The 22,773-nt window shown below is 62.9% G+C and carries 29 protein-coding genes; 18 read left to right on the forward strand and 11 right to left on the reverse strand.

Annotated features, from left to right (window positions below):
- Positions 1 to 24 precede the first annotated feature (24 nt).
- The 3 genes from ACX80H_RS08980 to ACX80H_RS08990 form a co-directional block, all read right to left on the reverse strand.
- Positions 25 to 1,878, reverse strand: coding sequence for an alpha/beta fold hydrolase (locus ACX80H_RS08980; RefSeq protein WP_459312648.1), 1,854 nt, complete (start codon positions 1,876 to 1,878; stop codon positions 25 to 27).
- 95 nt (positions 1,879 to 1,973) lie between these two features.
- On the reverse strand, positions 1,974 to 3,095 hold the full coding sequence (locus ACX80H_RS08985) for a fatty acid desaturase family protein (protein ID WP_459312650.1): 1,122 nt from the start codon (positions 3,093 to 3,095) through the stop codon (positions 1,974 to 1,976).
- A 192-nt stretch (positions 3,096 to 3,287) separates the two neighbouring features.
- Positions 3,288 to 3,623 carry a hypothetical protein gene (locus ACX80H_RS08990; RefSeq protein WP_459312652.1) on the reverse strand — a complete coding sequence of 112 codons (336 nt, stop codon included), beginning with the start codon at positions 3,621 to 3,623 and terminating at the stop codon, positions 3,288 to 3,290.
- A 318-nt stretch (positions 3,624 to 3,941) separates the two neighbouring features.
- On the opposite strand from ACX80H_RS08990, the gene ACX80H_RS08995 reads away from it, so the two are divergent.
- From ACX80H_RS08995 to ACX80H_RS09005, 3 genes are all read left to right on the forward strand, one after another.
- Entirely contained in the window at positions 3,942 to 4,601 is a 660-nt protein-coding gene (locus ACX80H_RS08995) for a TetR/AcrR family transcriptional regulator C-terminal domain-containing protein (protein ID WP_459312654.1), read from the forward strand.
- A gap of 237 nt (positions 4,602 to 4,838) precedes the next feature.
- Positions 4,839 to 5,228 carry a hypothetical protein gene (locus ACX80H_RS09000; RefSeq protein WP_459312656.1) on the forward strand — a complete coding sequence of 130 codons (390 nt, stop codon included), beginning with the start codon at positions 4,839 to 4,841 and terminating at the stop codon, positions 5,226 to 5,228.
- 185 nt (positions 5,229 to 5,413) lie between these two features.
- Positions 5,414 to 6,076: an ANTAR domain-containing protein gene (locus tag ACX80H_RS09005; protein WP_459312658.1), complete on the forward strand. Its 663-nt coding sequence runs from the start codon at positions 5,414 to 5,416 to the stop codon at positions 6,074 to 6,076.
- A gap of 173 nt (positions 6,077 to 6,249) precedes the next feature.
- Here the strand turns inward: ACX80H_RS09005 and ACX80H_RS09010 are convergent, their stop codons facing one another.
- Entirely contained in the window at positions 6,250 to 6,513 is a 264-nt protein-coding gene (locus ACX80H_RS09010) for a WGxxGxxG family protein (RefSeq protein ID WP_459312660.1), read from the reverse strand.
- A 575-nt stretch (positions 6,514 to 7,088) separates the two neighbouring features.
- Between ACX80H_RS09010 and ACX80H_RS09015 the strand changes: the two genes are divergently transcribed.
- Positions 7,089 to 7,259, forward strand: coding sequence for a CsbD family protein (locus tag ACX80H_RS09015; RefSeq protein ID WP_459312662.1), 171 nt, complete (start codon positions 7,089 to 7,091; stop codon positions 7,257 to 7,259).
- A 192-nt stretch (positions 7,260 to 7,451) separates the two neighbouring features.
- On the opposite strand, the gene ACX80H_RS09020 is transcribed toward ACX80H_RS09015, so the two are convergent.
- Positions 7,452 to 7,850, reverse strand: coding sequence for a MarR family winged helix-turn-helix transcriptional regulator (locus ACX80H_RS09020; protein WP_459312664.1), 399 nt, complete (start codon positions 7,848 to 7,850; stop codon positions 7,452 to 7,454).
- Entirely contained in the window at positions 7,850 to 8,167 is a 318-nt protein-coding gene (locus tag ACX80H_RS09025) for a DUF3040 domain-containing protein (protein ID WP_459312666.1), read from the reverse strand. The genes ACX80H_RS09020 and ACX80H_RS09025 overlap by 1 nt, the downstream gene beginning before the upstream one ends.
- Before the next feature lie 633 nt (positions 8,168 to 8,800).
- Here ACX80H_RS09025 and ACX80H_RS09030 point away from each other — a divergent pair.
- The 4 genes from ACX80H_RS09030 (at position 8,801) to ACX80H_RS09045 (ending at position 11,384) form a co-directional block, all read left to right on the forward strand.
- Positions 8,801 to 9,424, forward strand: a complete 624-nt coding sequence (locus ACX80H_RS09030; protein WP_459312668.1) for a hypothetical protein — start codon at positions 8,801 to 8,803, stop codon at positions 9,422 to 9,424.
- Positions 9,425 to 9,572: 148 nt separating this feature from the next.
- On the forward strand, positions 9,573 to 10,442 hold the full coding sequence (locus tag ACX80H_RS09035; protein WP_459312669.1) for a YsnF/AvaK domain-containing protein: 870 nt from the start codon (positions 9,573 to 9,575) through the stop codon (positions 10,440 to 10,442).
- A gap of 220 nt (positions 10,443 to 10,662) precedes the next feature.
- The gene (locus tag ACX80H_RS09040; RefSeq protein ID WP_459312671.1) at positions 10,663 to 10,950 is read left to right on the forward strand and encodes a hypothetical protein; all 288 of its coding nucleotides are present in this window, start codon (positions 10,663 to 10,665) and stop codon (positions 10,948 to 10,950) included.
- A 95-nt stretch (positions 10,951 to 11,045) separates the two neighbouring features.
- A complete protein-coding gene (locus ACX80H_RS09045) occupies positions 11,046 to 11,384 on the forward strand; it encodes a hypothetical protein (RefSeq protein WP_459312673.1) in 339 nt (112 codons plus the stop codon).
- 72 nt (positions 11,385 to 11,456) lie between these two features.
- Here ACX80H_RS09045 and ACX80H_RS09050 read toward each other — a convergent pair whose 3' ends face one another.
- Positions 11,457 to 11,873 carry a hypothetical protein gene (locus ACX80H_RS09050; RefSeq protein ID WP_459312675.1) on the reverse strand — a complete coding sequence of 139 codons (417 nt, stop codon included), beginning with the start codon at positions 11,871 to 11,873 and terminating at the stop codon, positions 11,457 to 11,459.
- Positions 11,874 to 12,259: 386 nt separating this feature from the next.
- On the opposite strand from ACX80H_RS09050, the gene ACX80H_RS09055 reads away from it, so the two are divergent.
- The 3 genes from ACX80H_RS09055 (at position 12,260) to ACX80H_RS09065 (ending at position 15,082) form a co-directional block, all read left to right on the forward strand.
- Positions 12,260 to 13,060 carry a GAF and ANTAR domain-containing protein gene (locus ACX80H_RS09055; protein ID WP_459312676.1) on the forward strand — a complete coding sequence of 267 codons (801 nt, stop codon included), beginning with the start codon at positions 12,260 to 12,262 and terminating at the stop codon, positions 13,058 to 13,060.
- 594 nt (positions 13,061 to 13,654) lie between these two features.
- Entirely contained in the window at positions 13,655 to 14,302 is a 648-nt protein-coding gene (locus tag ACX80H_RS09060) for a GAF domain-containing protein (protein WP_459312677.1), read from the forward strand.
- A gap of 135 nt (positions 14,303 to 14,437) precedes the next feature.
- The gene (locus ACX80H_RS09065; RefSeq protein ID WP_459312679.1) at positions 14,438 to 15,082 is read left to right on the forward strand and encodes a GNAT family N-acetyltransferase; all 645 of its coding nucleotides are present in this window, start codon (positions 14,438 to 14,440) and stop codon (positions 15,080 to 15,082) included.
- Positions 15,083 to 15,216: 134 nt separating this feature from the next.
- Here ACX80H_RS09065 and ACX80H_RS09070 read toward each other — a convergent pair whose 3' ends face one another.
- Positions 15,217 to 15,402, reverse strand: a complete 186-nt coding sequence (locus ACX80H_RS09070; protein ID WP_459312680.1) for a hypothetical protein — start codon at positions 15,400 to 15,402, stop codon at positions 15,217 to 15,219.
- A gap of 483 nt (positions 15,403 to 15,885) precedes the next feature.
- Between ACX80H_RS09070 and ACX80H_RS09075 the strand changes: the two genes are divergently transcribed.
- The 3 genes from ACX80H_RS09075 to ACX80H_RS09085 all read left to right on the forward strand — a co-directional run bounded on the left by ACX80H_RS09075 (position 15,886) and on the right by ACX80H_RS09085 (position 17,381).
- Complete coding sequence (locus ACX80H_RS09075) at positions 15,886 to 16,134, forward strand: helix-turn-helix domain-containing protein (RefSeq protein WP_459312682.1); 249 nt, start codon at positions 15,886 to 15,888, stop codon at positions 16,132 to 16,134.
- Between the two features lie 135 nt (positions 16,135 to 16,269).
- Entirely contained in the window at positions 16,270 to 16,611 is a 342-nt protein-coding gene (locus tag ACX80H_RS09080) for a hypothetical protein (RefSeq protein ID WP_459312684.1), read from the forward strand.
- A gap of 206 nt (positions 16,612 to 16,817) precedes the next feature.
- Positions 16,818 to 17,381, forward strand: coding sequence for a hypothetical protein (locus ACX80H_RS09085; RefSeq protein ID WP_459312686.1), 564 nt, complete (start codon positions 16,818 to 16,820; stop codon positions 17,379 to 17,381).
- 1,378 nt (positions 17,382 to 18,759) lie between these two features.
- Here the strand turns inward: ACX80H_RS09085 and ACX80H_RS09090 are convergent.
- Together ACX80H_RS09090 and ACX80H_RS09095 are read right to left on the reverse strand one after the other, a co-directional pair.
- On the reverse strand, positions 18,760 to 19,473 hold the full coding sequence (locus tag ACX80H_RS09090; protein ID WP_459312688.1) for a GAF and ANTAR domain-containing protein: 714 nt from the start codon (positions 19,471 to 19,473) through the stop codon (positions 18,760 to 18,762).
- Positions 19,474 to 19,504: 31 nt separating this feature from the next.
- Positions 19,505 to 20,182 (reverse strand): GAF and ANTAR domain-containing protein, encoded by a 678-nt coding sequence (locus tag ACX80H_RS09095; RefSeq protein ID WP_459312690.1) that lies wholly within the window; start codon positions 20,180 to 20,182, stop codon positions 19,505 to 19,507.
- Positions 20,183 to 20,276: 94 nt separating this feature from the next.
- Between ACX80H_RS09095 and ACX80H_RS09100 the strand changes: the two genes are divergently transcribed.
- Together ACX80H_RS09100 and ACX80H_RS09105 are read left to right on the forward strand one after the other, a co-directional pair.
- The gene (locus ACX80H_RS09100; RefSeq protein ID WP_459312692.1) at positions 20,277 to 20,939 is read left to right on the forward strand and encodes a VOC family protein; all 663 of its coding nucleotides are present in this window, start codon (positions 20,277 to 20,279) and stop codon (positions 20,937 to 20,939) included.
- Positions 20,821 to 21,498, forward strand: coding sequence for a PAS and ANTAR domain-containing protein (locus ACX80H_RS09105; RefSeq protein ID WP_459313396.1), 678 nt, complete (start codon positions 20,821 to 20,823; stop codon positions 21,496 to 21,498). The genes ACX80H_RS09100 and ACX80H_RS09105 overlap by 119 nt, the downstream gene beginning before the upstream one ends.
- 186 nt (positions 21,499 to 21,684) lie before the next feature.
- Here the strand turns inward: ACX80H_RS09105 and ACX80H_RS09110 are convergent, their stop codons facing one another.
- The gene (locus tag ACX80H_RS09110) at positions 21,685 to 21,948 is read right to left on the reverse strand and encodes a WGxxGxxG family protein (RefSeq protein ID WP_459312694.1); all 264 of its coding nucleotides are present in this window, start codon (positions 21,946 to 21,948) and stop codon (positions 21,685 to 21,687) included.
- Positions 21,949 to 21,978: 30 nt separating this feature from the next.
- Here ACX80H_RS09110 and ACX80H_RS09115 point away from each other — a divergent pair, with 30 nt between their 5' ends.
- Both ACX80H_RS09115 and ACX80H_RS09120 read left to right on the forward strand, forming a co-directional pair.
- The gene (locus ACX80H_RS09115; RefSeq protein WP_459312696.1) at positions 21,979 to 22,383 is read left to right on the forward strand and encodes a hypothetical protein; all 405 of its coding nucleotides are present in this window, start codon (positions 21,979 to 21,981) and stop codon (positions 22,381 to 22,383) included.
- On the forward strand, positions 22,380 to 22,511 hold the full coding sequence (locus ACX80H_RS09120; protein WP_459312698.1) for a hypothetical protein: 132 nt from the start codon (positions 22,380 to 22,382) through the stop codon (positions 22,509 to 22,511). The genes ACX80H_RS09115 and ACX80H_RS09120 overlap by 4 nt, the downstream gene beginning before the upstream one ends.
- Positions 22,512 to 22,773: the final 262 nt, after the last annotated feature.

Below are 22,773 nucleotides of genomic sequence, written 5' to 3' on the forward strand. Positions count from 1 at the left end.
GTCGGGTCGATGCTGATGGACAGGTTACCGACGGCTCAGGAAATTAGTAATGGCAGCTGCTACCGTGCCGGCGGCGCTGTGGTGAGCAGCGTGGGGTGCGCCGTCGATGGTGCCTGCTTCTCCATGTTGTGCGGTGCGGGCTAGTCGGTCGGACCACGCGGCGCCGGCGACGACGTCGCGTGAACCACGCAGGACCAGCACGGGCTGCCCGGCCAGGGGCAACCGGTCCTCGAGCGGGTAACTCATTGCCAGTTTCAGTTGGGCCAGGTACCAGCGCGGCCCGCACCGCAGGACGTCGAAGAACTGCACCGTGCTCAGCAACGGCTTCTCGAAGATCGAGTTGATGGCCAGCCTCACAGCCTGCTGACGAACGGTGCGGTGATCGACGTCGATGGCGGCACCGATGAGGACGAGGTGCGACACCACATCGGGGCGTCCGATGGCCAGTTCCGTTGCGCTCTGCACTCCCATGGAGTGACCGACGACGACGCAGGACGACGCTCCGGCTTCATCGAGGAGCTTCCCGATCAGGTCCGCTGTGGCCTCGTTGCCGGATGCATGCTCCGGTCGTCTCGTCCATCCGTACCCGGGGAGGTCGATGAGGTGCACGTCGCCGTGGGCGGCCAGGACGGCGCCGAGGCGGCGGAAGTACCGGTGGGACATGCCGATCCCGTGGATGAGCACGAACACCGGCGCCGGTGTTCCATGGTGCGGGTCGACGCGGTCGGTGCGGCTTTCGCGGCCGGGACCGGTGCCGTGGCCGATGAAGTAGGAGCGGCATTGCCGGTCCCCCACCGTGATACTCCTCAGTTCGATCACCTCGGGGTGCGATGCTGTATCAGGCGGGTAGGACTTGGAGGAGCGGGTGGAAGAAGCGTGCGCGTGCTTCTCCTGGAGCAGCTCGCCCTGCAGCGGTCGGTCACATGCTCGCCCATCCGCTGGCCCGTCTGACTGGTCAGCAGACGGCTCCCCTACCTGCTTCTCCACCGCGCTAGGAACTGCTGCACGGAGCACTGCTGCGGCGACCGCGGCGGCACCTCCGCGGTGGGCGGCGTGGGGCTGTCCCGGTATTTCCACGAGGTTCCCGTTACGGGCGTTGCAGCTGAGTTTCTCGCACCAGTCGTGGCCGGAGATGATGTCGCGGGCGCCCCGCACGACCAGGACAGGGCAATCGACGAGGGGCAGCCGCTCATCGAGTCGGTAGCCGAGCATGACGGGTAGTTCCTGCAGGTACCAGCGGATCCCGCACTCGGCGTAGGCGGTACCGACCATCAGGTTCGTGACGGGCCGTTCGATCAGGGTGTCGGCGGCGAGCATGAGTGTGTGCTTCACGGGTGAGCGGTGCTCGACGTCGGTGACAGGCCCGATCAGCACGAGCCGGGACACGAGGTCGGGTCTGCTGATGGCGAGTTCGGTGACGAACTGGGCTCCCATGGAATGGCCGATCAGCACGTACCCGCTGGCAACCTCATTGTCCAAGGCGCGGGCGATCACAGCCGCGTAGTCCTCCACACTCATTTGGTGCTCCGGGCGTGGCGTGCCACCGAAACCGGGCAGGTCCAGGACAAGGGTGTCGCCCTGCTCGAAGAGAGCATGCTGCAGCTTGTCGTAATAGCGGTGGGACATTCCGATTCCGTGCACCATCACGAAGAGGGGCCGGACTTGTCCGTGCTCCGGTGGGCGGCGGGACAGGTGCATCCGGCAGGATAGACGTCCACGCACGTCATCGATCTCGATCGTTCTCGTGCTTGCGACGGTTGCGGCAGTGTCAGCAGTGTCAGCAGCGTCAGCGGCGTCGGTGGTGTCGGGGGTGTCGGCGGTGTCGGCGGTGTCGGTGGTGTCGGGGGTGTCGGGGGTGTCGGCGGTTTGTGTTGGCATCATTGGTTTCTCGTACTCTCAAATTTTGGGGGCCAACTCGAGGGATCCTGGGTATCGCGTCCAGGTCGTCCGCGTTCAGTTCCGGAGCAGGTAGGTCAGGGCCGCCGGTAGCGGTTGACCAGGGGGCAGTCGAAGGGATCGCGTGCGGCGAGGCCGACGCGGTTCAGGTAGGACACCACGGCTCCGTAGGATGCCGCGACGCCGACCTCCGTGTAGGGGACCTTGAGGCGTTCGCAGTGCTCCCGGACGATGACAGCCGCGCGGCGGAGGTGCGGGCGCGGCATGTCAGGGAAGAGGTGGTGCTCGATCTGGAAGTTCAGGCCGCCGAAGGCGTTGTTGATGAAGGATCCGCCGCGGATATTGCGCGAGGTGAGGACCTGCTTCTGGAAGAAGTCCAGCGTGCTGTCCCGCGGCACCACGGGCATGCCCTTGTGGTTCGGCGCGAAGCTCGCGCCCATGTAGATGCCGAACACTGCCAGCTGGACGCCCAGGAAGGCGAAGGCCAGGCCGACGGGGAGGAACCAGAACAGGATGCCGAGGTAGGCGCCGAACCGAGCCCCGAGCAGCGCCAGTTCCACCCAGCGGCCCTTGATGGTGCGGCGGGAGAACAAGGTGCTGATGGAACGGGCGTGCAGGTTGATGCCCTCCAGCGTCAGGAGGGGGAAGAAGAGGTAGCCCTGGCGGCGCGTGATCCACGCCTGGAGGCCGCGGGCCTTGGCGGCGTCCTCCTCGAGGAACGAAATGGTGTCCACCTCGATGTCCGGGTCCTTGCCCTTGGTGTTGGGGTCGTTGTGGTGGCGGGTGTGCTTGTCCATCCACCAGGCGTAGCTGATGCCGACGACGCCGGCGGCGAGGATGCGCCCGGACCAGTCGTTGGCGCCACGGGTCCTGAAGATCTGGCGGTGCGAGGCCTCATGGGCCAGGAAGGCGACCTGGGTGAGGACGACCCCGAGGGCGGCCGCGACCAGGAGCTGGAACCACGTGTCGCCCAGGAGCGCGAACCCCGTCCAGGCCGCGCCCATGGCCAGGGCCAGGACCGCGAACACCGAGATGTAGAAGCGCCGACGTCGGTTCAGGAGGCCTTCCTTGCGGACCTGCTTGAGCAGCACGGAGTAGGAGGCGACGACGTCGTTCGGCCGGGAGATACGGACGGTGCGCGGGGCCGGCGGCTGTGCGTTCACAGCAACAGGGGCGGCAGAGGTGGCGAGGTCACTCATCAAGGTCCTTGGCGTTCATGGAACTGCGGTCGTGGAAGTACTGATCGAGACAATCAGCGGGAGACTTACTGGCGAGCATCCGACGGGCCAGTTGGGACTGGTGTCCGCCACCGGCGGCGGGTCGAACCCGCTGGATATAGGTGATCCCCGCACCGGAAGTAAGTAGCTCCGGTGCGGGGATGACGGGTTTCGTCAGACGCTGTAGTACTCGCGGCTGCCGGACTTCGCCAGACCACGGGCCACCATGTAGCCGATGGTGAGGAACGTGATCAGTTCCATGCCCTGGTGGGCGTTGAACATGTCGATACCGTCCTCGCCGTCACCGTCGCCGACGACCAGCGCGGTGACTACGGTCGCGATGACCATCGCCACGTAGGCAAAGAACTCGGTGGTCTTCGTCGAGGCCTTCGTCTCGGTCGAACGGCGGGTCTCCACCCGGTTACCGGCACCGTTGTGGCCGTGCTCGTTCTCGCCCCGGACATCGCTGCGGTCATTGTGGGTATTGCTGTGCGCAGTGCTATTGGCCAAAGGGTTTCTCCTGAAAAAGATAAGGGCGCCGAGAGTCGGCGATGAAGGCCCGGATCGAGCTGCTTCATGGGCGCGAGCTGGAAGGGTCCGCGGTCTGCTCCACGGTTGCTCTACGCTGTAGACTCTACGGTGTAGAGCAGTGGATAGCAAGTGAGCTTACAAGCCTCGAAACAGGAAGTGGTGTTCAGGATCGCGAACAACCGGAACGATCGACCGTCCCAGCCGACCGTCAATGGAGCCGCTGGGCCCTCGGACGAACCGTCGCGTCCAGGCCGTGCCCGCGGCTCCCTCAGCCGGGACGTCGTGCTGGCAGCAGCCTTGAGCCTTGTCGATGAAGACGGGCTCGAGGCCCTCTCGATGCGGCGCCTGGGGGCCCGGCTCGACCGGGATCCCATGGCCCTGTACCGGTACGCGGCCAACCGGGAAGCGCTTTTGGACGGGCTGACCGAGCTGCTGCTGGACCAATGGACGATCCCGGCCCCGGATAGGACTCAAGAGGCGTGGCAAGGGCAACTTCGTCAGGCCGCCCATGACTTCCGTGACCTGGCCCTGCAGCACCGCAACATCGCCCCCCTCCTGGTCACACGCCCCTTGTCGACGCCCCTCGGACTCAGGCCCCTCGGGGCGCTGAGACCCATCGAGCGGATCCTCACCATCCTGCGGGAAGCAGGCTTCGATGCCGCCGGAGCACTGCACGCATATCGTGCCTACTACGGGTTCCTGCTTGGGCACCTTCTCAACGAACTCGAGGAAGTCGTGGTGGACCCGGACGAGGACGAGGCCGGACTACGCATGGGCCTCCACCGGCTTCCGGACAAGGACTTCCCGTACCTGCGCGATCTGGCACCACTCCTCCTGGCCTACGACGGCCAGGCAGAACTTGACCAGGGCGTGACCATCGTCCTCCAAGGCCTCCAGTCACAGCTACATTCTGACGAGTCATGTGACAGCCAGCACGAACACCTCAGAAGCGAATGAGCCAGACAGCTTTAAGGCCACTCGACCCCGAGCCGGTCGAGGCATTCTGGACGCGTCGCTACGGACTGGAAAAGCTTCAAAATGTCGGCGCCGACCTCTCAGCAGTCGCTGGCGACGTCGAAAACGGAGCCTACAAAAGTTCGAGGACAGCCCCTGTGCGCGTGCAACATCGATCCCAGGGCCGTCCCGTGCGAACCCATCGATGGCCGAAACCTCGCCCCGAGCAACGGCACGCTGATGGGCGTGAGCCTGGAGTGGGGCAGGGAGACACTTGCCGAGTACTCGGAGAAGCTGGGTGAACGACCCGCTGTCGCTGTGACGTTCGCGCACTTCCCGTTCCACGAGGAGGACCCGGGTCTACTGGCGTCGGCTGCCGAACAGGTACGCCAGAACGGAGGCATCCTGCTGCTCACGCTCGAACCGATGGACGGGCTCAAGGCGGCGACTGAGAGGCATGCGATGGACCTCGCAGCGATGCTCGCAGGTTTCAACGCCAACAGCGTCCCGGTTATCGTGCGCTTCGCCCGTGAGATGAACGGATTTTGGTGTCCGTGGGGCCAGCAACCCGGCCCCTGCCCCCTTACCTTCTCCTACACCTTGCTCCGTTCAGGCGTCGGCGTCAGCTAGGAGGGTTGCCGGGCAGATGGTCATCGCTTCCCGTGCGCGCTGATGAGGGAACTCATTGGATCGTCGCCCTGAGCGGGAAGGCTGATACCCCTGAACAGCGAATCGTTCGGTGTGCCTTGTTAGTCTGCTGTTTCAGGTCCGGGTTAAGACGCTAGCTCGTTCCACGTTCGTCGAATGGCTTTCCCATGCCCTCCACCGTTGAACCCGCCGTCCCCCTGTCCGGGGCCGTGTCCAGTGTCGAGTACTTCATCGATTGCCCCACCGGCACGGTCGAGCACTACTTCGCCGACGACTCCTACAACTGGTCGGACGAGCTGTACCGGATCCACGGCTACGAACGCGGCGACGTCGTTCCGACCCTGGACCTCGGCATGTCCCACTTCGTGTCAGCAGACCGCGACGCCGTCCAGGCCTTCTGGACCAAAGTCACCACAAGCGGCGGCCCAACATCGGTCTACGCATCCCTCAGCGACCTCACCGGCCGCCAGCACAAACTCCTCATCTCCGCTGACCTCATTCATCACAATGAGGAACCCGTAGGGGTGTGGGCTCTGGTGGTGGACCTCACCCGGTGCATCCACGCCGACCGGCACCAGCTCGCCAACGAGGCGGTCGCCGCATCCGCGCTCAGCCGGGCCGTGATCGAGCAGGCCAAAGGGATCCTCATGGGCCGCGCCGGCCTGGGGGCCACCGAAGCCTTTGAACGGATCAACTCCTACAGCCAGCGCACAAACCGTAAAGTCGTCGTCATCTCCCAGGAGATCATCGACCGCGCACTACACCTGACCCGCCAGGACTCCCACCAATCCTCACCTGAGGCACTGATACAGCTCTTTCAGGGCCTCTGACTCCCGGCGACCGGCGCTCCAGATCGTGGGCCGCGACCGCACTGACGAGGGTTGGCGTACCTGGTGATGCTCACAGGACTCCGGGCATGAGGAAGGCCCGCTCATGGATGAGCGGGCCTTCCTCATGCCGGGCTGCTGATATTCGAATCAGAGCTCCATCGTTCCGGAGGAAACTAGTGGCCGGGGCCGTTCACATCGTTCACGCGGGTCGCACCGGAAGCAGGACCGTGGTTGGTGTGATCCTTCTTGTTCCGCTTGAGCAGACCGGCCAGGCCGAGAAGTCCGAGCAGGCCCCACAGGCCGGCGTCACCGCTGTCGTCGGTTTCCTGGGTCTGCTCGGTGGCAGGGGCCGTTTCTTCCGCGGCGGTGGCAGGAGCTGCCACGCCCATCAGCACGGCGAAGGACAGGGCTGCAGTAGCTGCACTTGTGCGAATCATGGCTCTCCTCAAAGGATGGTTGGACCTTCAGAAGAAGGCCCAACTACTAAGCTTACTTCCCATTCTGGCGTTCCACTATCAGCAGCCGGGACACGATCGATCATAAGCACACTGACCATCTGATTGTGCAGCGAAGCGAAGAGCCTCACACAGTGAACTGCCCCGTACGAGGACCGTGCCGACGGTGGTCCGATGACCCGGCAATAACAATCCAGCTGTCGGTACTGAAGTGACTCTTCTAGGCGAGGAAGGCGTGTTTGTGGAGCGTGTCCTGCTCGATCTGAGTGACGAGAACCAGACAGCACAGGTCTTCGTCACCGTCAGCAACACCCCTTCAGCACCGGTTCGCGGGACAATAAGATCAGCTCACACACGGATCTAGGGGCACAGGGACCGAGAACCGAAGTGTTACGACGGCGCCGCGCATTACCTCAGCTCACTGTGTGGAGCAGCAATTCCGTGTTCACCTCGGTGGCCTGCTCGCATGTGCTGGCCGGGCCTACATTGGGGGCTCTCGGCTCCAGGGCGGATCGCGAGAGCACGAGAACTCAAAGACAAGGAGGAGCGTCAGGGGGGTGGACGACAAGATCAGCAACGCGGCGCGGAAGCTCATCGCTCAGGGCAAGGAAGCCACCAGCCATGCCATCGGTGACGAGAACCAGAAAGCCGAGGACCAGGGCGACCAGGCCCAGAGAGACCTCAGGCAGGCCGGTGAAAAGTTCAAGGACGGTTTCAAGAAGAACTGACGATCGACCCGCTCGGGATCTGAACCGACCCACCTGCTGAGCAAGCAAAAGTAGGGGCGGAGTGTGACCGCGTCGGTCGCATTCCGCCCCCCATCCCCTGCCACCCGTTTGCCGCTTTTCGCGCGTGAGCCGCGCCCACTCCGGGACTGGCAGTGTTGCGGATACCACCCTGCCAGGGCTGCATCCCTGGTTTTACATGGCGCGGTTGATAATGGTGGCAAGGATCGGCCGGAGGGCCTCAATATCGCCTGGTAGCTGGAGTGTTCGAAGGCGTTGCTGCGTTACGGCGAGAAGAGCCCGGCCCTGCTCGGTGATGCTCACGGCTACCTGATTCTGCCTCAGGCCGTGCTGCCGGGTGACCCACTGATTGTCCTCAAGCGTGGCCAGGACGGTCCCGATGGTTTGGGGTCGGACGAGGACCAGGCGGGCGAGTTCGGACTGCAGCATCGGGCTTCGTTCACTTAAATATTCAAGTACGTAATAACCCAGCTGAGGTAGCCCCAGCGTTTTGAGATAGGCCGCTGTCTCCCGTTGCACGGCGCGAGCCGCGAGGGACAGCAGTTGCAGGGTAGACCAGCAGTCGACCACCATCACAGGGTCCTCTGTGCTGTCCTGCCGAGCACGCCAGCGGGCCGCTCCGCCGAGCCCGGAAAGCGGAACTCGGTCCCGCCGATGATCATGAGGACGAAACCCAGGACACCGACCAGCAGGACCTTCACGATGACAGCCAGAACCACGATCATGAACGCCACCAGCACCACAGCCAACGTCAGCACCGCACCGGTGGTCCTGGCGACATAGCGCACTAACCCGGAGCCTTCGATCAGTTGCCCCGCCTGGGGACTCCCGGCTACGAGCTGCCGCTCGAGTTCGTTCCACTGCCGGCGTTCCTGCGCTGACAACGCCATCCCGATTCCTCCTCCTCGAACCACTAACCCTGCGCTCCAAACATGCGGTGCGCCTTGAGCGCGGAACCCTGCAATCCGGTTGCGCGCCCCGGCCGCCTTTCACCTTCCGTATGAAGCAGAGAGTCCTACGAAACGAGGAAGGAACACCGCCGGCTAAGCAGCACCCTTCCCCCCTTCTGCGGTGCCGCCCCACGCTGACGCCCAACTTCTCCAAGTACTTCTCCAAGTACTTCGTCCTCAACAGTCGAGGTGCTGGGTGCCCCGTAACTTCTTGACCGAATTCGTCACCTCGTTACGACCTCCAAGCCGCAGATGGCGTCCTAGATGCGGTGGGCGCCGTTGGTAGGACCGTTCCTGGGCTGCTCACGGTGGCCAGACCGGATTTGAGTGTTTCTTCCATGCGCAAACGCTTTTGATACGAATGAGGCGCCGGCCCAGGGGCGTCTCCACGACTCAACAGCAATGTCAACCCCACGTTAGGGCGCAGCCGACAAGAAGGCAAGGACGCTGATTATCAGCTTACTTAGGTATTCTGATGGTGAGATGTTCGTCCTCGGGCTGGCCTCGAACCTCCCGTCCGGGAAGCGCACGCTAGCTGCACTGCACCTGCAATTCCTATGTGAAGGACATGACATGGCAAATGACAACACCTCGGGGGCCAGTACTCCTAGGGCACGGAAGAACGACGTCGTCGCCGCGCAGAAGGAACGCTTCGGCGGCATCAAGTGGGGTTCGGCGTTCTTCGGATGGCTCACCGCCATCGGACTGACCGTCCTGCTCAGCGCACTGGCAACCGCAATCGGTGCCGGCGTAGGAGCCGCGAACACCGCCGGCGCCCAGGACGCCGCGAACCAGGCAACCGAGAACGCAGATACCCTCAGCATCATCAGTGGGATCGTGCTCGCCATCGTCCTGTTCCTCGCCTACTACTGCGGCGGCTACGTCGCAGGCCGCATGGCCCGTTTCGACGGTGTGAAGCAGGGCGTCGCCGTATGGCTGTGGGGCATCATCATCGCCATCGTCGTCGCAATCCTCGCCGCCCTCGCCGGCAGCCAGTTCAACATCCTTTCCAGCATCGGCGGCGCCCCCCGCATTCCGGTTGATGGCAGCCTGCTGACCGCCAGCGGTCTGATCGGCCTGGCCATCGCCGTTCTCGTCCCCCTCATCGGAGCGATCCTCGGCGGCAAAGCCGGCATGCACTTCCACCGCAAAGTCGACCAGGTCGGCATCAACCACCAGGCCGGCCTCAACGGCTAGCCCTGCACCGCCACCACTAACGCTGCATACCACCATCAACGGTGGCCGCGGCGAGAAAACTGTTGCACCGGGCACTGAGAACCCGCCCGTAACCGCAACAACTAATCTCACAGCTAATTCGATTCGCCTGACCTCTAGGGAGCAGTACATGATCACGCAGAACAATATCGACACCATCCTCTCCGGCCGCGGCCACGTCCTGGCATCCGATGGTTCCAAGATCGGTTCCGTCGGCCAGGTCTACCTGGATGATCAGACCCAGGACCCGAGCTGGGTCACCGTCAAGACGGGCCTGTTCGGTACCTCGGAGTCCTTCGCACCCCTGCAGGGCGCGAACGTGACCGGCAACGATGTCACCATCGGATACACGAAGGACCAGGTCAAGGACGCACCCCGCATCGAATCCGACGGTGACCTCAGCCCCGAAGAAGAAGACCGCCTGTACCGCCACTACGGGCTTGCCGGCCACACCGGAACCACCGGCACGACCGACTACGTCGACACCACCACGACCGGTACCACCGGGACTGCAAACTACGAGGCTGGTTACCAGGCCGGGGACGAGCGCCTGGACCGTTCGCGCCAGACCGTCGGCCACGACACCTCTGGCCCCACCACCGACGAGGCGATGACCCGTTCCGAGGAGCAGCTCCATGTTGGGACCGAGCGCCGCGAGGTCGGCCGCGCCCGCCTGCGTAAGTACGTCGTGACTGAGACCGTCACCAAGACCATTCCCGTGTCCCACGAGGAAGTACGCATCGAGCGGGAGCCCATCACCAACGCCAACCGCGGCGACGCCTACGATGGTCCGGCGATCAGCGAGGAGGAGCACGAAGTGATCCTTCACGCAGAGCGCCCGGTCGTGGAGAAGGAAGCCGTGCCTGTCGAACGCGTGCGCCTCGACAAGGAAACGGTCACCGAGCAGGAAACCGTCACCAGCGACGTGCGCAAGGAAAAGATCGAACTCCTCGACGCCGACGGCACGGATCCCGCCGACACCACCGGTCTCCGACGCTAGAGACACATGCTGGTCGGTGGACCCGCCGGTAGTAGGTCAACCAGTAGAACCAGGAACACCGAGGGGCGCCGCACATGCGGCGCCCCTCGGTGCGTTCACGGAGGACCACCGGACACGTGTCCACTCATAGGTCCAGTGAACAAGGAGCCGCTGCGGTATTGTCGGTCTCGCCTCTAGAAGCGGGGCTTTTTCAGTTGCCAGTACGTGATTGAGGCCTTTCGTGAGTGATAACAGCAGGTTGGATCCAGGCAAGGACTTCCCCGAGGATCTGACATTGATAGACCGGGATGACCTGGACATCCTCAACAGCAGGAATCACCGGGCTCGGGACCTGCAGTACGTCCGCGACGGTGAGGTGGGTGCCGAGACCGACGGCCAGCACCACGAGCTACGTGAAGAGCTCGATCGCCGGCAGGCGATCCGCGACGCATCAGCTGACACCTCCGCCACGACCAAACCCGGGGCCGGGGCCGAGGCCGAGGAGGACGTTAAGGTTCGCGAAGCCTGAGCAGGTAGGGGCTTTGGACGCGAGCTGCAACCTCATTCTGTTCGTGAAGTCCCCTTCACTGCGGCCTTCGAGACGATGAGCGGAACCGAGGAAGCATGAGGGTGGTTCAGGTGTTGAACGCCGAGGAGCAGCGGCAGGAGTTCGTGCGGATGCTCCTGCAAGAGGACCTTGATCTGCACGATGTGTGGCTGGAGTATTCTGCGATGTCAGGTAGCGCATCCGAGGAGGAAGTGGCCCTCTGTACAGTGGGGATGATGATGCTACCGGAGGCTCAGCGTGACCTGCTGGCCCTGGCGGCACAGGAGTCTGCACAAAGTATTGGTATTGCGTTCCACACCAGATTCGAACCGTTCCTACGCCGGCTCGAGGACCACGGCGGCGACCAAGGCCAGGACCACGACAACCACGGCGAGGCGGACGACTACCGTCGCTGACTAGCGATGCCGATAAGGCCATCGTGCCGTCCCGCTAAGGGATCGACTACCGAACCGCTCGATCGCGGACGGTCAGGACGTGTAAACCATAAAGGTCGCGCCTGTTGTGCATGAACCCGGCAAGGCTTCCGTCAGTTCGGGCGCCTCGCTATATCCACCACCCAGGGACACCTGCTGGCCCAGCGGAATCGTGTCGAACCCAATGTCGAGCTCCCCTGCGTCGTTGAAGTGCGTGCCGGCGGGGAACTCGATGTTGTAGATCGTGCCGTCCGAGGCGTGAGCTAGCAGGCATTCGTCCTTACTGGTGAGCAGGACGCTCTCAAAGAGTGCTTCAGGCCCGAATCGACCGTCGCGCTGCTCATCTGAAACGAGCACTTGGAGTGCTGAGGACTCCTGCAGCCCGCCGGCAGCTTCGGTGGTACACGCCGTCATGGATTGACCGCCGATCAAAGCGAGGGCGAGCACGAAGTAGCGACCCTTCACACTCATCACCTCCTGAGCAGTCGACTTCTGCTTCAGTGCATCACGCGGCGCGAGGTGCCTGCCTGCGGATGTCCTTCCGGGCTGTCAGTCAAAGGTCTTCCTTCATGAGGCGGCAGAGCTTACGTGTACCGCGGGTAGATCCTACCCGTGGGGGCAACTTGAAGAGCCCGGGTCGGTCGGTCCAAGCATCGTACGGATTTGGTTGACGCCTGGAAGTGGCTTCCGCCGTGTTCGGCTGCAGACGTTTGGGCTGTCGTGGGGTTAATTAGGACCCGGAGCGTAGCGTTAAGAATGTCGTCAGTGAAAGAGCGCTGTAGTGATGATCATCGCCGCGTTCCGGGTTCTCCGGGCGCTGCCGCTCCGCGAACGCTGATCTCTTGGATTGGAGAATCATGAACGATCAACCCCTCCTCACCCTCGACGCCGAGGCCGCCTCACCCGCCCCGACGCCAAGTGCTCAGCCGGACGGTCCCGTAGTGGCTGTCAACGGAATAGCGGACCTGCAGGATCTGGTCCTCGACAGTCCGGGCGTGGAGCATTTCCTCGGTACTCTTGCGCAGCTCGCGGCACGGCAACTGTCCGACCCGGGACGCGAGGTGTTCTGCGGGGTGACACTGCTGCGACCACGGCACGCCGAAACCGTGGCGAGCAGCAGCGAGAAAGCCCTGAAGCTCGACAAAATCCAGTACTCCTACGGGAACGGACCCTGCCTCACCGCAGCCCGCACCATGGAGACCGTCTACGTCCCTGACACGCGCATCGATGGCCGGTGGCCCGAGTACTTCGCGACCATCGCCGAACACGGCATGCTCTCCATCCTCGGCGTGCCCATTCCCCTCAAAGGCGAAGCTGACTGCGCGCTGAACCTCTACTCCAACACGGTGGATGGATTCACGCCGGAAGCCGCCGCGGCTGCGGAAGTCTTCGCCCGGGAAGCGTCCAGATCCCTGCGTCTGGCGGTACGGATCGCGCACCTGTCCGACAAGGAGACCCACCTCAGTGCGGCCCTCGAATCCCGGACCGTCATCGACCTTGCCGCCGGCATCATCATGGGGCAGAACAGGTGCAGCCAGGCAAAGGCCATGCAGATCCTCAAAGCAGCCTCCAGCGGGCGGAACATCAAGCTCCGCGACATCGCAGCCCGCGTCGTCGCCACTACCAGCGATGAAACGCCGACCACCCACTTCGAATAACTCGTAGCTGGCTCACATCATGCGCCCGGTCGAGTACAAAGCCGCTGTTCACTAGAGTTCCGGGAGCCTGCTCGTTGTTCGATTTGCGCAGGCTCTCCGCCTGTTGCCCGGATGCCTGCGGTGCTGAGGCGGGGCGGCAGGACACGTACGTTGCATAGCGTTCCTGCCGCCCCCAAGTGGCATCTGCCTACTGCTAGACACGTGAAGCCAATGGAACCACTTAATATTCTGCTGCCCTCGGTAAGCCAGCGGTGGATCTCGCATCGGGAGTGGGTCCCTGCACATCGATGGTCGTGTAAGGCGCGCGAGTGTCATGGTCAGAATCTGAGGTGTCACCAAAACCTAACGGTTAGTGGAACTCGCGGACAATCCCTCAACAGTCGTGCTATTTCAGGACTGCGATGTCGGTTGCAACACGATCTCGGCTCCTCAGCTGTCGTGCTGAATCAGACTGCCATCGTGATGGGAGTGACAGCTGTCAGTGGAATCAATGCTCGGCACCTTTAGGTCAGCGAGTCCCTTAATGTCCCGGCATGAAGCCCGCAGGAAGATGACGTTGCGCGTGATCCTCGAGGATCCGGTGGAGGATCGAACGTGCTGAATGAGTACGTGCAGCAGTGGAGCGCGATTCAGACCGTCCGGGCAGCGAGCTTGGATACCAAGGACGTATTCATGGTGTACTTCGGCCTCACGGGCGACGCGGACGAGTTCGACGTCCAGGGGTATCTGTCCGGCCTGGTAATGCTCCCGGCACCGGACCGCGACCTGCTCGCCCACGCCGTCCATGAACTGCTGGACAGCACTGGTTCCATGGTTGACGGCGCGCACCATAGCAATCAGGGTGCGGCGTCGTCCTCCGGGTACGACGATTACCTTCGTGACGTGGCTCTCTCCCCCGACGGATACGATTTCCCTCACCGAAGACGCGCAGGTCATCAAGTCCGTCGTCGGACCCATCGACCAGGACCTTCCACGGGCTTGGCGTTGTGCGCGACGACCATTGAACAAGACCGCACCCTCGTCATCACCAACTCCGCCCTCGACCCGGAATGGCGGGATCATCCCCTCGTCACCGACGGCCCAGGGATCCGCTTCTACGCCGGCCACCCCATCAGCACAGTCGACGGCTGGCGTATCGGCACCCTCTGCCTGATCGACGATCAGCCGAGGACCTTCAGCGAAGAGGATGAACAAGCCCTCAGATGCCTCGCCGCGCAGCTCCAGCTGCACATCTGGGTCTGAACGACCAACCCAAGGCGCTGTCATACAGCGAGTTGTAAGACGACTCGGTGTCTTTTTCCAGTGTCTTACCGATACCCTCGTCGTGACACCGGGGTCCAGACAAAGGCCGTCGTCATCACGAGCACAGGAACGGCCATGACAGAACTCCTGCACCCAGACCACACCGAACCATCCACAGCCCTCGCGCTGGATGAGTCCGGCACAGTCACCTCCCCGACCGATCCCCGCCGCGACAGTCAGGCGCCCCGAGTCCGGGCCGCCCGCCGTGAGCGGGACAGCGCCGTACTGGAGGGAACCCTGACCCCCGAGGACCTCGCGGCACTGCCGACCAGGCACCTGCGGGTCATGGTGAACCAGGCCTACCGGATCATGGATACCGACTACCCTCCCACCGGGGCCATCGAACGCTACGAGATAATCGCCGGTGAGCTCGAGTACCGCGCACAGCTAGCCACCGAGGGCGGTGTTCAATCCGGTACAGGGCACCAGGTCAAGGAAACATTCCGCGACAACCCCCTGTACTGCCGTTTCGAGCTTTTCCTCGACGGTGACCTCGCCGCATGTATGAAGTACACGATGAACGGCGGACAGGTCATCCTCATCGCGGGCATGGAACACCCCGAATTCCGGGACCAGGGCATTGACGCGACCCTGATGCGCCATATCGTGCTCAACACCCACAAACGGCGCCTGAGCCTCATCCCGCAATGCCCCCTGGCACATACATTTTTCGCCGACAACCCCCAGTACCAGACCCTCACAGTCCAGCCCCGACGCTAGAAGCCCGAAAGGTCCCCAGCTTCTCGCGGACGGTATTCCGTCGACCACGCTCCGGGGCATGATCGGAGCAGAAGTGGAACCATCGGCGGATGAGCGGTAGGCATGGTGTACTTCCCTGCCCGCCGCCAACGCGTTTACCGGCTGTAGTAGTGCCAGTACCGGCTTGTGGCGTTCACGTCGGCGAGGAGCAGTACACCGCTGCTGGCCGTGCCCCGCGCAGTGCTGTAGGGGTTCTGCTTCGTCGATGTGACGTTGTGGACGTACTGGTCGGCGTCCACGATGCGCGGCGTCTTCGAGGTGGTGAAGCTGATACACCACATGCCATGCAGTGGGTTGCACCGCGAGGAGGAAACCGGGCTTTCGCCGCGGCCACAGTCGCCGGTCGTGGTTGGCGGCTTTTTCCGGCTTTCAAGTGTCTGGGAACGCTTCAGTGGTGCATTCCGTATCCTGGAAGACAGTTTTCATCTGTAGATGATTACCTCGAACCCGACGGATGGCTGGTCCTGATGGGTGTAGGGGTCGCGTTTGACAGATCCGTAGGGACCGCAGACCTTATTGGTTGCTCCCGCAACGAGGAGACCGATCGCAGTTCCTAACGGAAGAGCAACGCCGAGAATATCTCCTACGGTGGTGTCGGATTCGAGCCTGATACTGAATCCGGCGCTGCGGATAGCTGCCCACTTTTCTCGGATGAACGGATCTTCCCGGCCCATTCGGTCCCAGCCGTTATTCCTGTCCTCTGCATCCAGAGTTCCTCCGAGGGAACGTTCAGCGCTTACGGCGAGGGCACTTCCAGCACTGTCATGGAAGTGGGAGAACGCGACGATGACTCCAACACCAAACGCCGCGACGCCGGCCCGGACCTCGGCGGACGGCGACCCATCTTCTCTGACAGTCAGATCGCCAACGCTTGTCGGCTCATCGAGCAGGGCCAACCCGTCTCCCGTGTCGCCCGCGACCTCGGCATGTCTAGGGCAACCCTGTACCGGCGGATCGCCAACCTTGATGCCCGACAGTGGATTGCCTCCCATCCGGGTACAACAGGCACCTGATCGGAATACGTGGTGCACCGAATGCTCTATACATAGCGCCGATACCACCCGCTGCGGATGGGGACCGGTTTCGCCCGTTTCGTCCTGGAAGGCTGACCTGCTCTGTGCCTTTCACCCTGAGGAGAGGAAGCATGCATGCCTTTTCGTAGTCGCCAGACCCTTGAACGTTGGGTTCAAGAGTTCCGAGACACACGGGAAGGAGGTGCGCTGATCACCGTCCTCGTTCAGGACGGGGTCGACGGCGCTGATACCGGCCTGGTCACAGTTCCGCTGCGCGATGACGGCACCGAAATCTACATGCAACCAGTTGCCGTCGATGACCCGCGGTGGTCCATCACATTCGGGATGCGCGACAGCGACACAACACTCACCGCCCCCGAGCTGCAGGGGCTCGCCGCGGAACTGCTGGTCGCCGCATCACTATGCCAGTTCCTCCAGGAGAAATCAGTCGGACACGAAGAAGAACCGGAGGGGTGATCTGGTGGCGCCATCGGATTCTTCACCGGCACGCGCAGACGGCACTGGCCGACCTACGCCGGTGGCCAAGCCATACCGCCGAAAGCCCTAATAGCAAACGAGCGCGTGCAATCTTTCCTTGACACTGGGACGTCGGAAAGAGAGTCTTGTTCTGTCGCCCCAGACCCTGGCGCACAGCCGTATACGCCGTGCCAGCAGGGAGTGCCATGAGGCAGACACACCAGAACCCGGACGAGTCGAATCTCCGTCATGGGGTCACGATGGTGCCCCGGGCGGACAACACCACGCACGTGGAGGCGTTGAGTGATCGCCAGGCGGTGATCGCGGTGATGACCAGTGGTGGCCTCACGTGCGATGAGATTGCCCTCGTGCTACCCATTCCGGTACGTACGATAGAGGATGACCTGCAGCGGGCGATGAGCATTCTCGGTCTTTCTGCCACCAAAGATCTAACGCACCTGGTCGTTGCAACGCACTACGACCGCGTCCGGCCCACCTCTCGATTCCTCAAACACCGGGTGGAGGATACTGCCCACCTGACAGATAAAACGCGGGACAGTGGTGCTCCCACACTGGGTGAATCTTCACAAGCATCGCGGGGAGTTGATGCTGACGTTCTCGCCGCCGTCAACACCAGCAGCCACACCGGCGGCTCGGCAAACTCCTTGGTGCTCCTGGACGCAATCGAAGCCGCACAAGCGCACACTCAAGAACTAGGGGATCCGCACGGTCCCGGGTCGGGCAGTGTGGGGATAGGACGGCCGCGGTGACGTTGCCGGACAAGGAGGAAGAGACGCAGCGCGTCCTCATCCATGCAGCGATGTCCGCTTCCAACATTTCCTGCTTGTATGCCTGGCGGCGTTACGCCCAATACACCGGTGTCGTGGACCTCTTCGGCATCCGCGCCTACCTTGAAGGGCTGGTCTCTCTGCCCTTGGAGGAGTGTAATCTTCTTGCGCACGCGGTCAACGAACTCATCGACGAACGGCCTCCGCCTCCTAGGGCCCCTCATCGCGGTCCCATACCTTGGGCCCTGAGGCCCAGCAGCCCCAGTGAACGCGACGAGGCCCCCGATGAACTCCTGACCCAATGGCTCATGGAAACCTCCGCGGAAACGAGGTATTGGTGGGAGGCATAGGATCAAACTCCACACCACGTTGCTGAGCCTCACGGCACCTCTGAAGGAGAAATTCCTTACTCTGAATCCTGGCGTCGTACCTATCAGATAGGACCTGTTGCCGACAGGGTCAGTGCTGCCAGAGCACACGCGATCGGACCGGTCGGCTGTACGAATTGCATTCCTACTATCGGTATCGGCGGGCCGCTGATGTTTCGGGGCCGAAAGTCCCCACCTGAACGCCGACGATGGGCATGCGCCACTGATCCTCTGCGTCGGGCCGTCCTGTCAGGTGTGCCCGCACCCAGGAGCTTAAGTCCCCGCTCGTCTGCGTCTCATCAACCACGTCACGCAGTAGGTGGCCTCCGTGGTGGGACAAGGATACTTTTGTTCCATCAAGGAACGACAGGATTAACTTCACTTGGGTATGCGTACGACCCTGCCGTATTGCCTGGACCGCTTCGTGTTGCAGGGCGCCAGCGGCGTGATCAAAGACCAGACTCGGTTGGTCGAACACGGGATGGGAGGGACGAACGACTGTGTGAAATGCTACCCAGTGCAAGGGATGAACATCGGAAACGACTGTCATCGCACCGATACGGGCACGGATCTGCAGCCACAATAGGTCATCGGCCACCCCGGCCTGCCGGGCCAGGACGCCTCGAACACTACATGCATCCCACAAAGACTCAATTCGGTGGCATACCGCTGGAACATCTGCACAGGTCACCGCAAGCCCGTCGTCGTCTTCCATGACATCGACCCTGAACACCAGCATTCCGCACCGCCTGCCCGAGCGCGGACGGCGCCCGTGCGCCCACAGTAGAAGTAAAACCACGACACCAGCAACCCAAAACTTCAGGCCCAAGTCCCTCCGCTGTCATGGGCAACATCAAGTCGCGGGTAGCGGCCGGGACTTTACTGGCTCACCGACAGCAGGGGTCATACCGATTGCTCTCAGACAGTAGAACCGGGTCGTCATCGCAGACGGTCAGTCGGGTAACTGTTGCGGTCTGGAAGGGATGGAGTGATTAGAGCGAGAGGGTGCGGTTCAGGACCGCTTCTGCCGTGGCGCGCAAGCTTGTGTTGTGCGCGCGCGCATGGGCACGGAGTCGCTCGAAGGCCTCGTTCGTGTCCACGGTCGAGATGTGGGAAATCATGCCCTTGGCCTGCTCGATGAGGATCCGGCTATTGAGTGCGCGCTGCAACTGATCGTTGACCACAGCCGATTCCTGGATGGTGCGCTCCTGCAGGATGCTGATCGTCGACACGTCTGCCAGCGCCTGGCCGATCGCGACATCCTCGTCGCTGAGTTCACCCCTGTCGACGCGGAACAGGTTCATCGCGCCGATGGTCCTGCCGCGGACCCGCATCGGGAAGGCGTGAACCGACTGATACCCCTGCGCTGCGGCCGCGTCCTTGAACTCGGGCCACCGGTCTCCGGTGCCAGCGATGTCCCGGATAGTGACCGGGACGCCCGTGACGTAGCACTCGACGCAGGGGCCGGCCCCCAGTTCCTGCTGCAGGACTTCCACGAGATGGCTCTCCTCGCTGGTGGAGGCCAACACCTGCAGGACCCCGTCCGGGCCGGCCAGCATCAGTCCGGCGGCGGTCGCATCGAGCAGGTCCACGCATTCATCCACGAGGGTGTGCAGCAGATCCAGCACGTCGTACTCGTCGACGAGGGTGTCCGCGATCCTCACGAACGCAGCACTGACCCGGGCAGCGCGGGTAGATATGTCCATAAACCCAATTTTACGGCCCCTTGCCGCACGATCAGGGAGTTGGGGGCGGTGTGAAATCCAGCCGGCGTTCCAGGACCTCGATGGAAGTTTCCCGTACCGTCTGCTCATGCGCGAAGGCGTACCCCCGCAGCAGGAGCAACGCGTCGGCCGCTGTCCCCCCAACCTGAGCGAGCACCATACCGGTTGCCTGGTGTATCTCACGGCGTGACGGGGACAGACCAATCTCGGGGGAACCGTTCCCGGACTCCGGGACGAGGACTCGCCGCAGCAGACTCCAGGCCGCCCCGTCGACCAGCGCGCGTGCGGTGACCATTTCGGATTCGCTCAGGTCCCCTGGGGTGGTCCTATAGAGTTCGACGACCCCGATATCCATGGCGCCGACGACGAGAGGGAAGACGAAGAGGCCCTGCGCATCGGTGTCTGTCAGGGCCTTCCCGAAGACGGGCCACCTCTCGTGGGGCATCGAGCGGACATACGGCAGGAGGACCGGCGCCCTCAAGCGAGCAGCCTCCCACCGCGGGCCCTCCCCCAGGTCGAACTGCAACTCATCCAGCCTTGCGGCTAGCTCATCACTGGCATGCAGCCTGGTCTCCTGCGCGGAACCGCTGAACGCCGACAGCGCGGCCCCCGTTACTGGCAGCATTTCGATGAATGACGCACACAGTGTCGCACACAACCCATCGAGACCGGATAGATCCTCCCCGCTCACCCGCCCACCGCCTGGACGGCGATGACAAGGAGATAGGACCAGCCCGGCATCTTCCTCACCCTTCCATGGACTCGACAGTCAGTCACGTAAACCATTGCCTACGACGATCGCCCTGTTAGTTCTTCCACGTCCTTCACCGACCCACCACGGACCAACACGGACCAACACGGACCAGCAAGGCGACGTCATAAGTTTAGACACCGACGAACTAACGCCGGAGAGCGCCGCACTGCAGATCTATGGGAGACGGTGCAGGGTTGGTCTTCGTGCCGGTGACAGACCAGAAGGCACGAATTGCCTCCACCTCGGCTTTCGTCCGGACGATCCAACCGTCGAGATGGACCGCATCGTGGCTCGTGGTGCCCACAAGATTGACATCGCTCGAGGCGTGCAACCGTGGACTGAGCTCGCGGACCCGGCGGGCAACGAGTTCTGCATCCCGGGAGCCAGAAAGGCAGTTCCGACAACTGACGTTGCGGGCAAACCAGAACAAGCATGCGTAAGCCGATTCACTTACGGGCCGCTCCAGGGAACCTCTGGGTCCGTAGGGCCGGGTCGTAGGGCCAGTCTGCTGTTCCAGGTACGGGTTAAGACGCTAGCTCGTTCCACCTTCGTCGAACGGCTTTCCCATGCCCTCCATCGTTGGGCCTTCTCCCTCGTCCGCGTCCGCGTCCGCGTCCGCGTCCGCGTCCGCGTCCAGTGTCGACTACTTCATCGACTGCCCTACCGGCACCGTCGAGCACTACTTCGCCGATGACACCTACAACTGGTCGGACGAGCTGTACCGGATCCACGGGTACGAGCGCGGCGACATCGTCCCGACCCTTGAGCTCGGCATGTCGCACGTCGACCCGGCAGATCGGGACGCCGTCCGGGCGTTCTGGACCAAAGTCACCACTATCGGTGGGCCATCGTCGGTTTACGCGTCCCTTCGTGATCTCAACGGACACACGCATAAACTCCTGATCTCCGCGGACCTCATCCAGACCGAGGACGAGCAGCCGGTCGGGGTATGGGCACTGGTGGTAGACCTCATCCACTCCATCCACGTCGATACACACAAGATCGCCAACGAGGCAGTCGCCGCGTCCGCACTCAGCCGGGCCGTGATCGAGCAGGCCAAAGGATTTCTTATGGGCCGCGCAGGCCTCAATGCCGCCGAAGCATTCGAGCGGATCAGCTCCTACAGCCAGCACACGAACCGCAAAGTCGTCGTCATTTCCCAGGAAATCATCGATCGCGCGATATACCTGACACGCCAGGACTCCCACCAGTCCTCGCCCGACGCGATGATTGACCTCTTCCAAGCGCTCTAAACCACAGCGCCCAACGCCTCACAGCACAGGCAACGACCACCGATTTCCGCCACCATCGCGACAACTGAGATGGGTGGCAACTCCCCGGTGACCCTGACAGGACCCCGGACATGGTGAAGGCCCGCTCATATGAGCGGGCCTTCACCATGTCAGAACACTGATCAGTGCTGATTAGCGCTGGTGGAACTAGTGTCCGGGGCCGTTCACGTCATTGACGCGGGTCGCGCCAGTGGTGCGGACGTGATCGACGTGTTCCTTCTTGTTCCGCTTGAGCAGACCGGCCAGGCCGAGAAGTCCGAGCAGGCCCCATAGGCCGGCGTCGCCGCTGTCGTCGGTCTCCTGGGTCTGCTCGGTGGCAGGGGCCGTTTCTTCCGCGGCCATGGCAGGAGCTGCCACGCCCATCAGAACGGCGAAGGACAGGGCTGCAGTGGCTGCACTGGTGCGAATCATTGCTCTCCTTGAAGTCGGGAAGGACCCCTGATGGAGACCCAGATGGTAAGCCTACTTCCTATTGAGCCGGGTCCCCTTATCGGTGCGGCGGGGATCACGGCGGCCGGAGCTCTCTTCGTCGTCCTGGCCATTGGAATCCGCCGGTTCCGGGTCGATGTATTCGACGACCACCTGACGGTCCGGCCCTGGTTCCGAGCGACGCGGGTCGTCGCACTGACCGAGATCGGGTCGGTCCGTCCGGCGCTCAACCATTTCGGGGGAGTCGACGTCAGAGACGTCAACGGCAAGATGCTCTTCACTGCGACCACGATCAGCATCGGCTATGACGACATCGTCGCCTATCTGCAAGAACGATTCCCCCGGCAACAGACCATCAAGCCCGACGTGCCTGGCGGCGTCGCATCCTGGCAGGGTGCAACCCTTCGAGCCGAGTGACTCCCAAGGATCTACCGGCCGAATCGCTGGCCCTCCTCGCTGACCCCATGGACAGAGGCCCCGCCGCGGTGCTCACCGGGACCGAGCTCACCGACTTCTCGGAATGGATCACGGCCCTTCCCCGCTAACCCGGCCCGGTGATGTAGCAAAAGTTAGGTACACAATCGGTCGTTTAGGCCACACGCGACAAAGGTGGCAGTGGAGGCCCCTAGGACCACCTAGAGGTGTCCCGGTTGGGGCACCTTCACCGGGCTTTTTCTCGGGCGGGTCATGCGGGAATCGGGCAGACCAGCATCCATATGCGTTTTTTGGCCCTGACCGGACGGTCGAGGGCGCCTCAGTGAAGGACCGTTCTACGGGCGCTGAGTGTGAACTCTCGGCAGTAAGTTC

This window comes from Arthrobacter pasteuri, from assembly GCF_054510955.1.

Bases quoted from the DNA above. Each gene is read 5' to 3' on its own strand.
- ACX80H_RS09045 (WP_459312673.1), top strand. From the start codon at position 11,046: ATGAGGGTGGTTCAGGTGTTGAACGCCGAGGAGCAGCGGCAGGAGTTC.
- ACX80H_RS09000 (WP_459312656.1), top strand. From the start codon at position 4,839: ATGGGCGTGAGCCTGGAGTGGGGCAGGGAGACACTTGCCGAGTACTCG.
- ACX80H_RS09005 (WP_459312658.1), top strand. From the start codon at position 5,414: ATGCCCTCCACCGTTGAACCCGCCGTCCCCCTGTCCGGGGCCGTGTCC.
- ACX80H_RS09085 (WP_459312686.1), top strand. From the start codon at position 16,818: ATGAGGCAGACACACCAGAACCCGGACGAGTCGAATCTCCGTCATGGG.
- ACX80H_RS09090 (WP_459312688.1), bottom strand. From the start codon at position 19,473: ATGGACATATCTACCCGCGCTGCCCGGGTCAGTGCTGCGTTCGTGAGG.
- ACX80H_RS09070 (WP_459312680.1), bottom strand. From the start codon at position 15,402: ATGTGGTGTATCAGCTTCACCACCTCGAAGACGCCGCGCATCGTGGAC.
- ACX80H_RS08985 (WP_459312650.1), bottom strand. From the start codon at position 3,095: ATGAGTGACCTCGCCACCTCTGCCGCCCCTGTTGCTGTGAACGCACAG.
- ACX80H_RS09110 (WP_459312694.1), bottom strand. From the start codon at position 21,948: ATGATTCGCACCAGTGCAGCCACTGCAGCCCTGTCCTTCGCCGTTCTG.
- ACX80H_RS09025 (WP_459312666.1), bottom strand. From the start codon at position 8,167: ATGGCGTTGTCAGCGCAGGAACGCCGGCAGTGGAACGAACTCGAGCGG.
- ACX80H_RS08980 (WP_459312648.1), bottom strand. From the start codon at position 1,878: ATGCCAACACAAACCGCCGACACCCCCGACACCCCCGACACCACCGAC.
- ACX80H_RS09080 (WP_459312684.1), top strand. From the start codon at position 16,270: ATGCCTTTTCGTAGTCGCCAGACCCTTGAACGTTGGGTTCAAGAGTTC.
- ACX80H_RS09065 (WP_459312679.1), top strand. From the start codon at position 14,438: ATGACAGAACTCCTGCACCCAGACCACACCGAACCATCCACAGCCCTC.
- ACX80H_RS09075 (WP_459312682.1), top strand. From the start codon at position 15,886: ATGGAAGTGGGAGAACGCGACGATGACTCCAACACCAAACGCCGCGAC.
- ACX80H_RS09055 (WP_459312676.1), top strand. From the start codon at position 12,260: ATGAACGATCAACCCCTCCTCACCCTCGACGCCGAGGCCGCCTCACCC.
- ACX80H_RS09030 (WP_459312668.1), top strand. From the start codon at position 8,801: ATGGCAAATGACAACACCTCGGGGGCCAGTACTCCTAGGGCACGGAAG.
- ACX80H_RS09020 (WP_459312664.1), bottom strand. From the start codon at position 7,850: ATGGTGGTCGACTGCTGGTCTACCCTGCAACTGCTGTCCCTCGCGGCT.
- ACX80H_RS09035 (WP_459312669.1), top strand. From the start codon at position 9,573: ATGATCACGCAGAACAATATCGACACCATCCTCTCCGGCCGCGGCCAC.
- ACX80H_RS09050 (WP_459312675.1), bottom strand. From the start codon at position 11,873: ATGAGTGTGAAGGGTCGCTACTTCGTGCTCGCCCTCGCTTTGATCGGC.
- ACX80H_RS09115 (WP_459312696.1), top strand. From the start codon at position 21,979: ATGGAGACCCAGATGGTAAGCCTACTTCCTATTGAGCCGGGTCCCCTT.
- ACX80H_RS09010 (WP_459312660.1), bottom strand. From the start codon at position 6,513: ATGATTCGCACAAGTGCAGCTACTGCAGCCCTGTCCTTCGCCGTGCTG.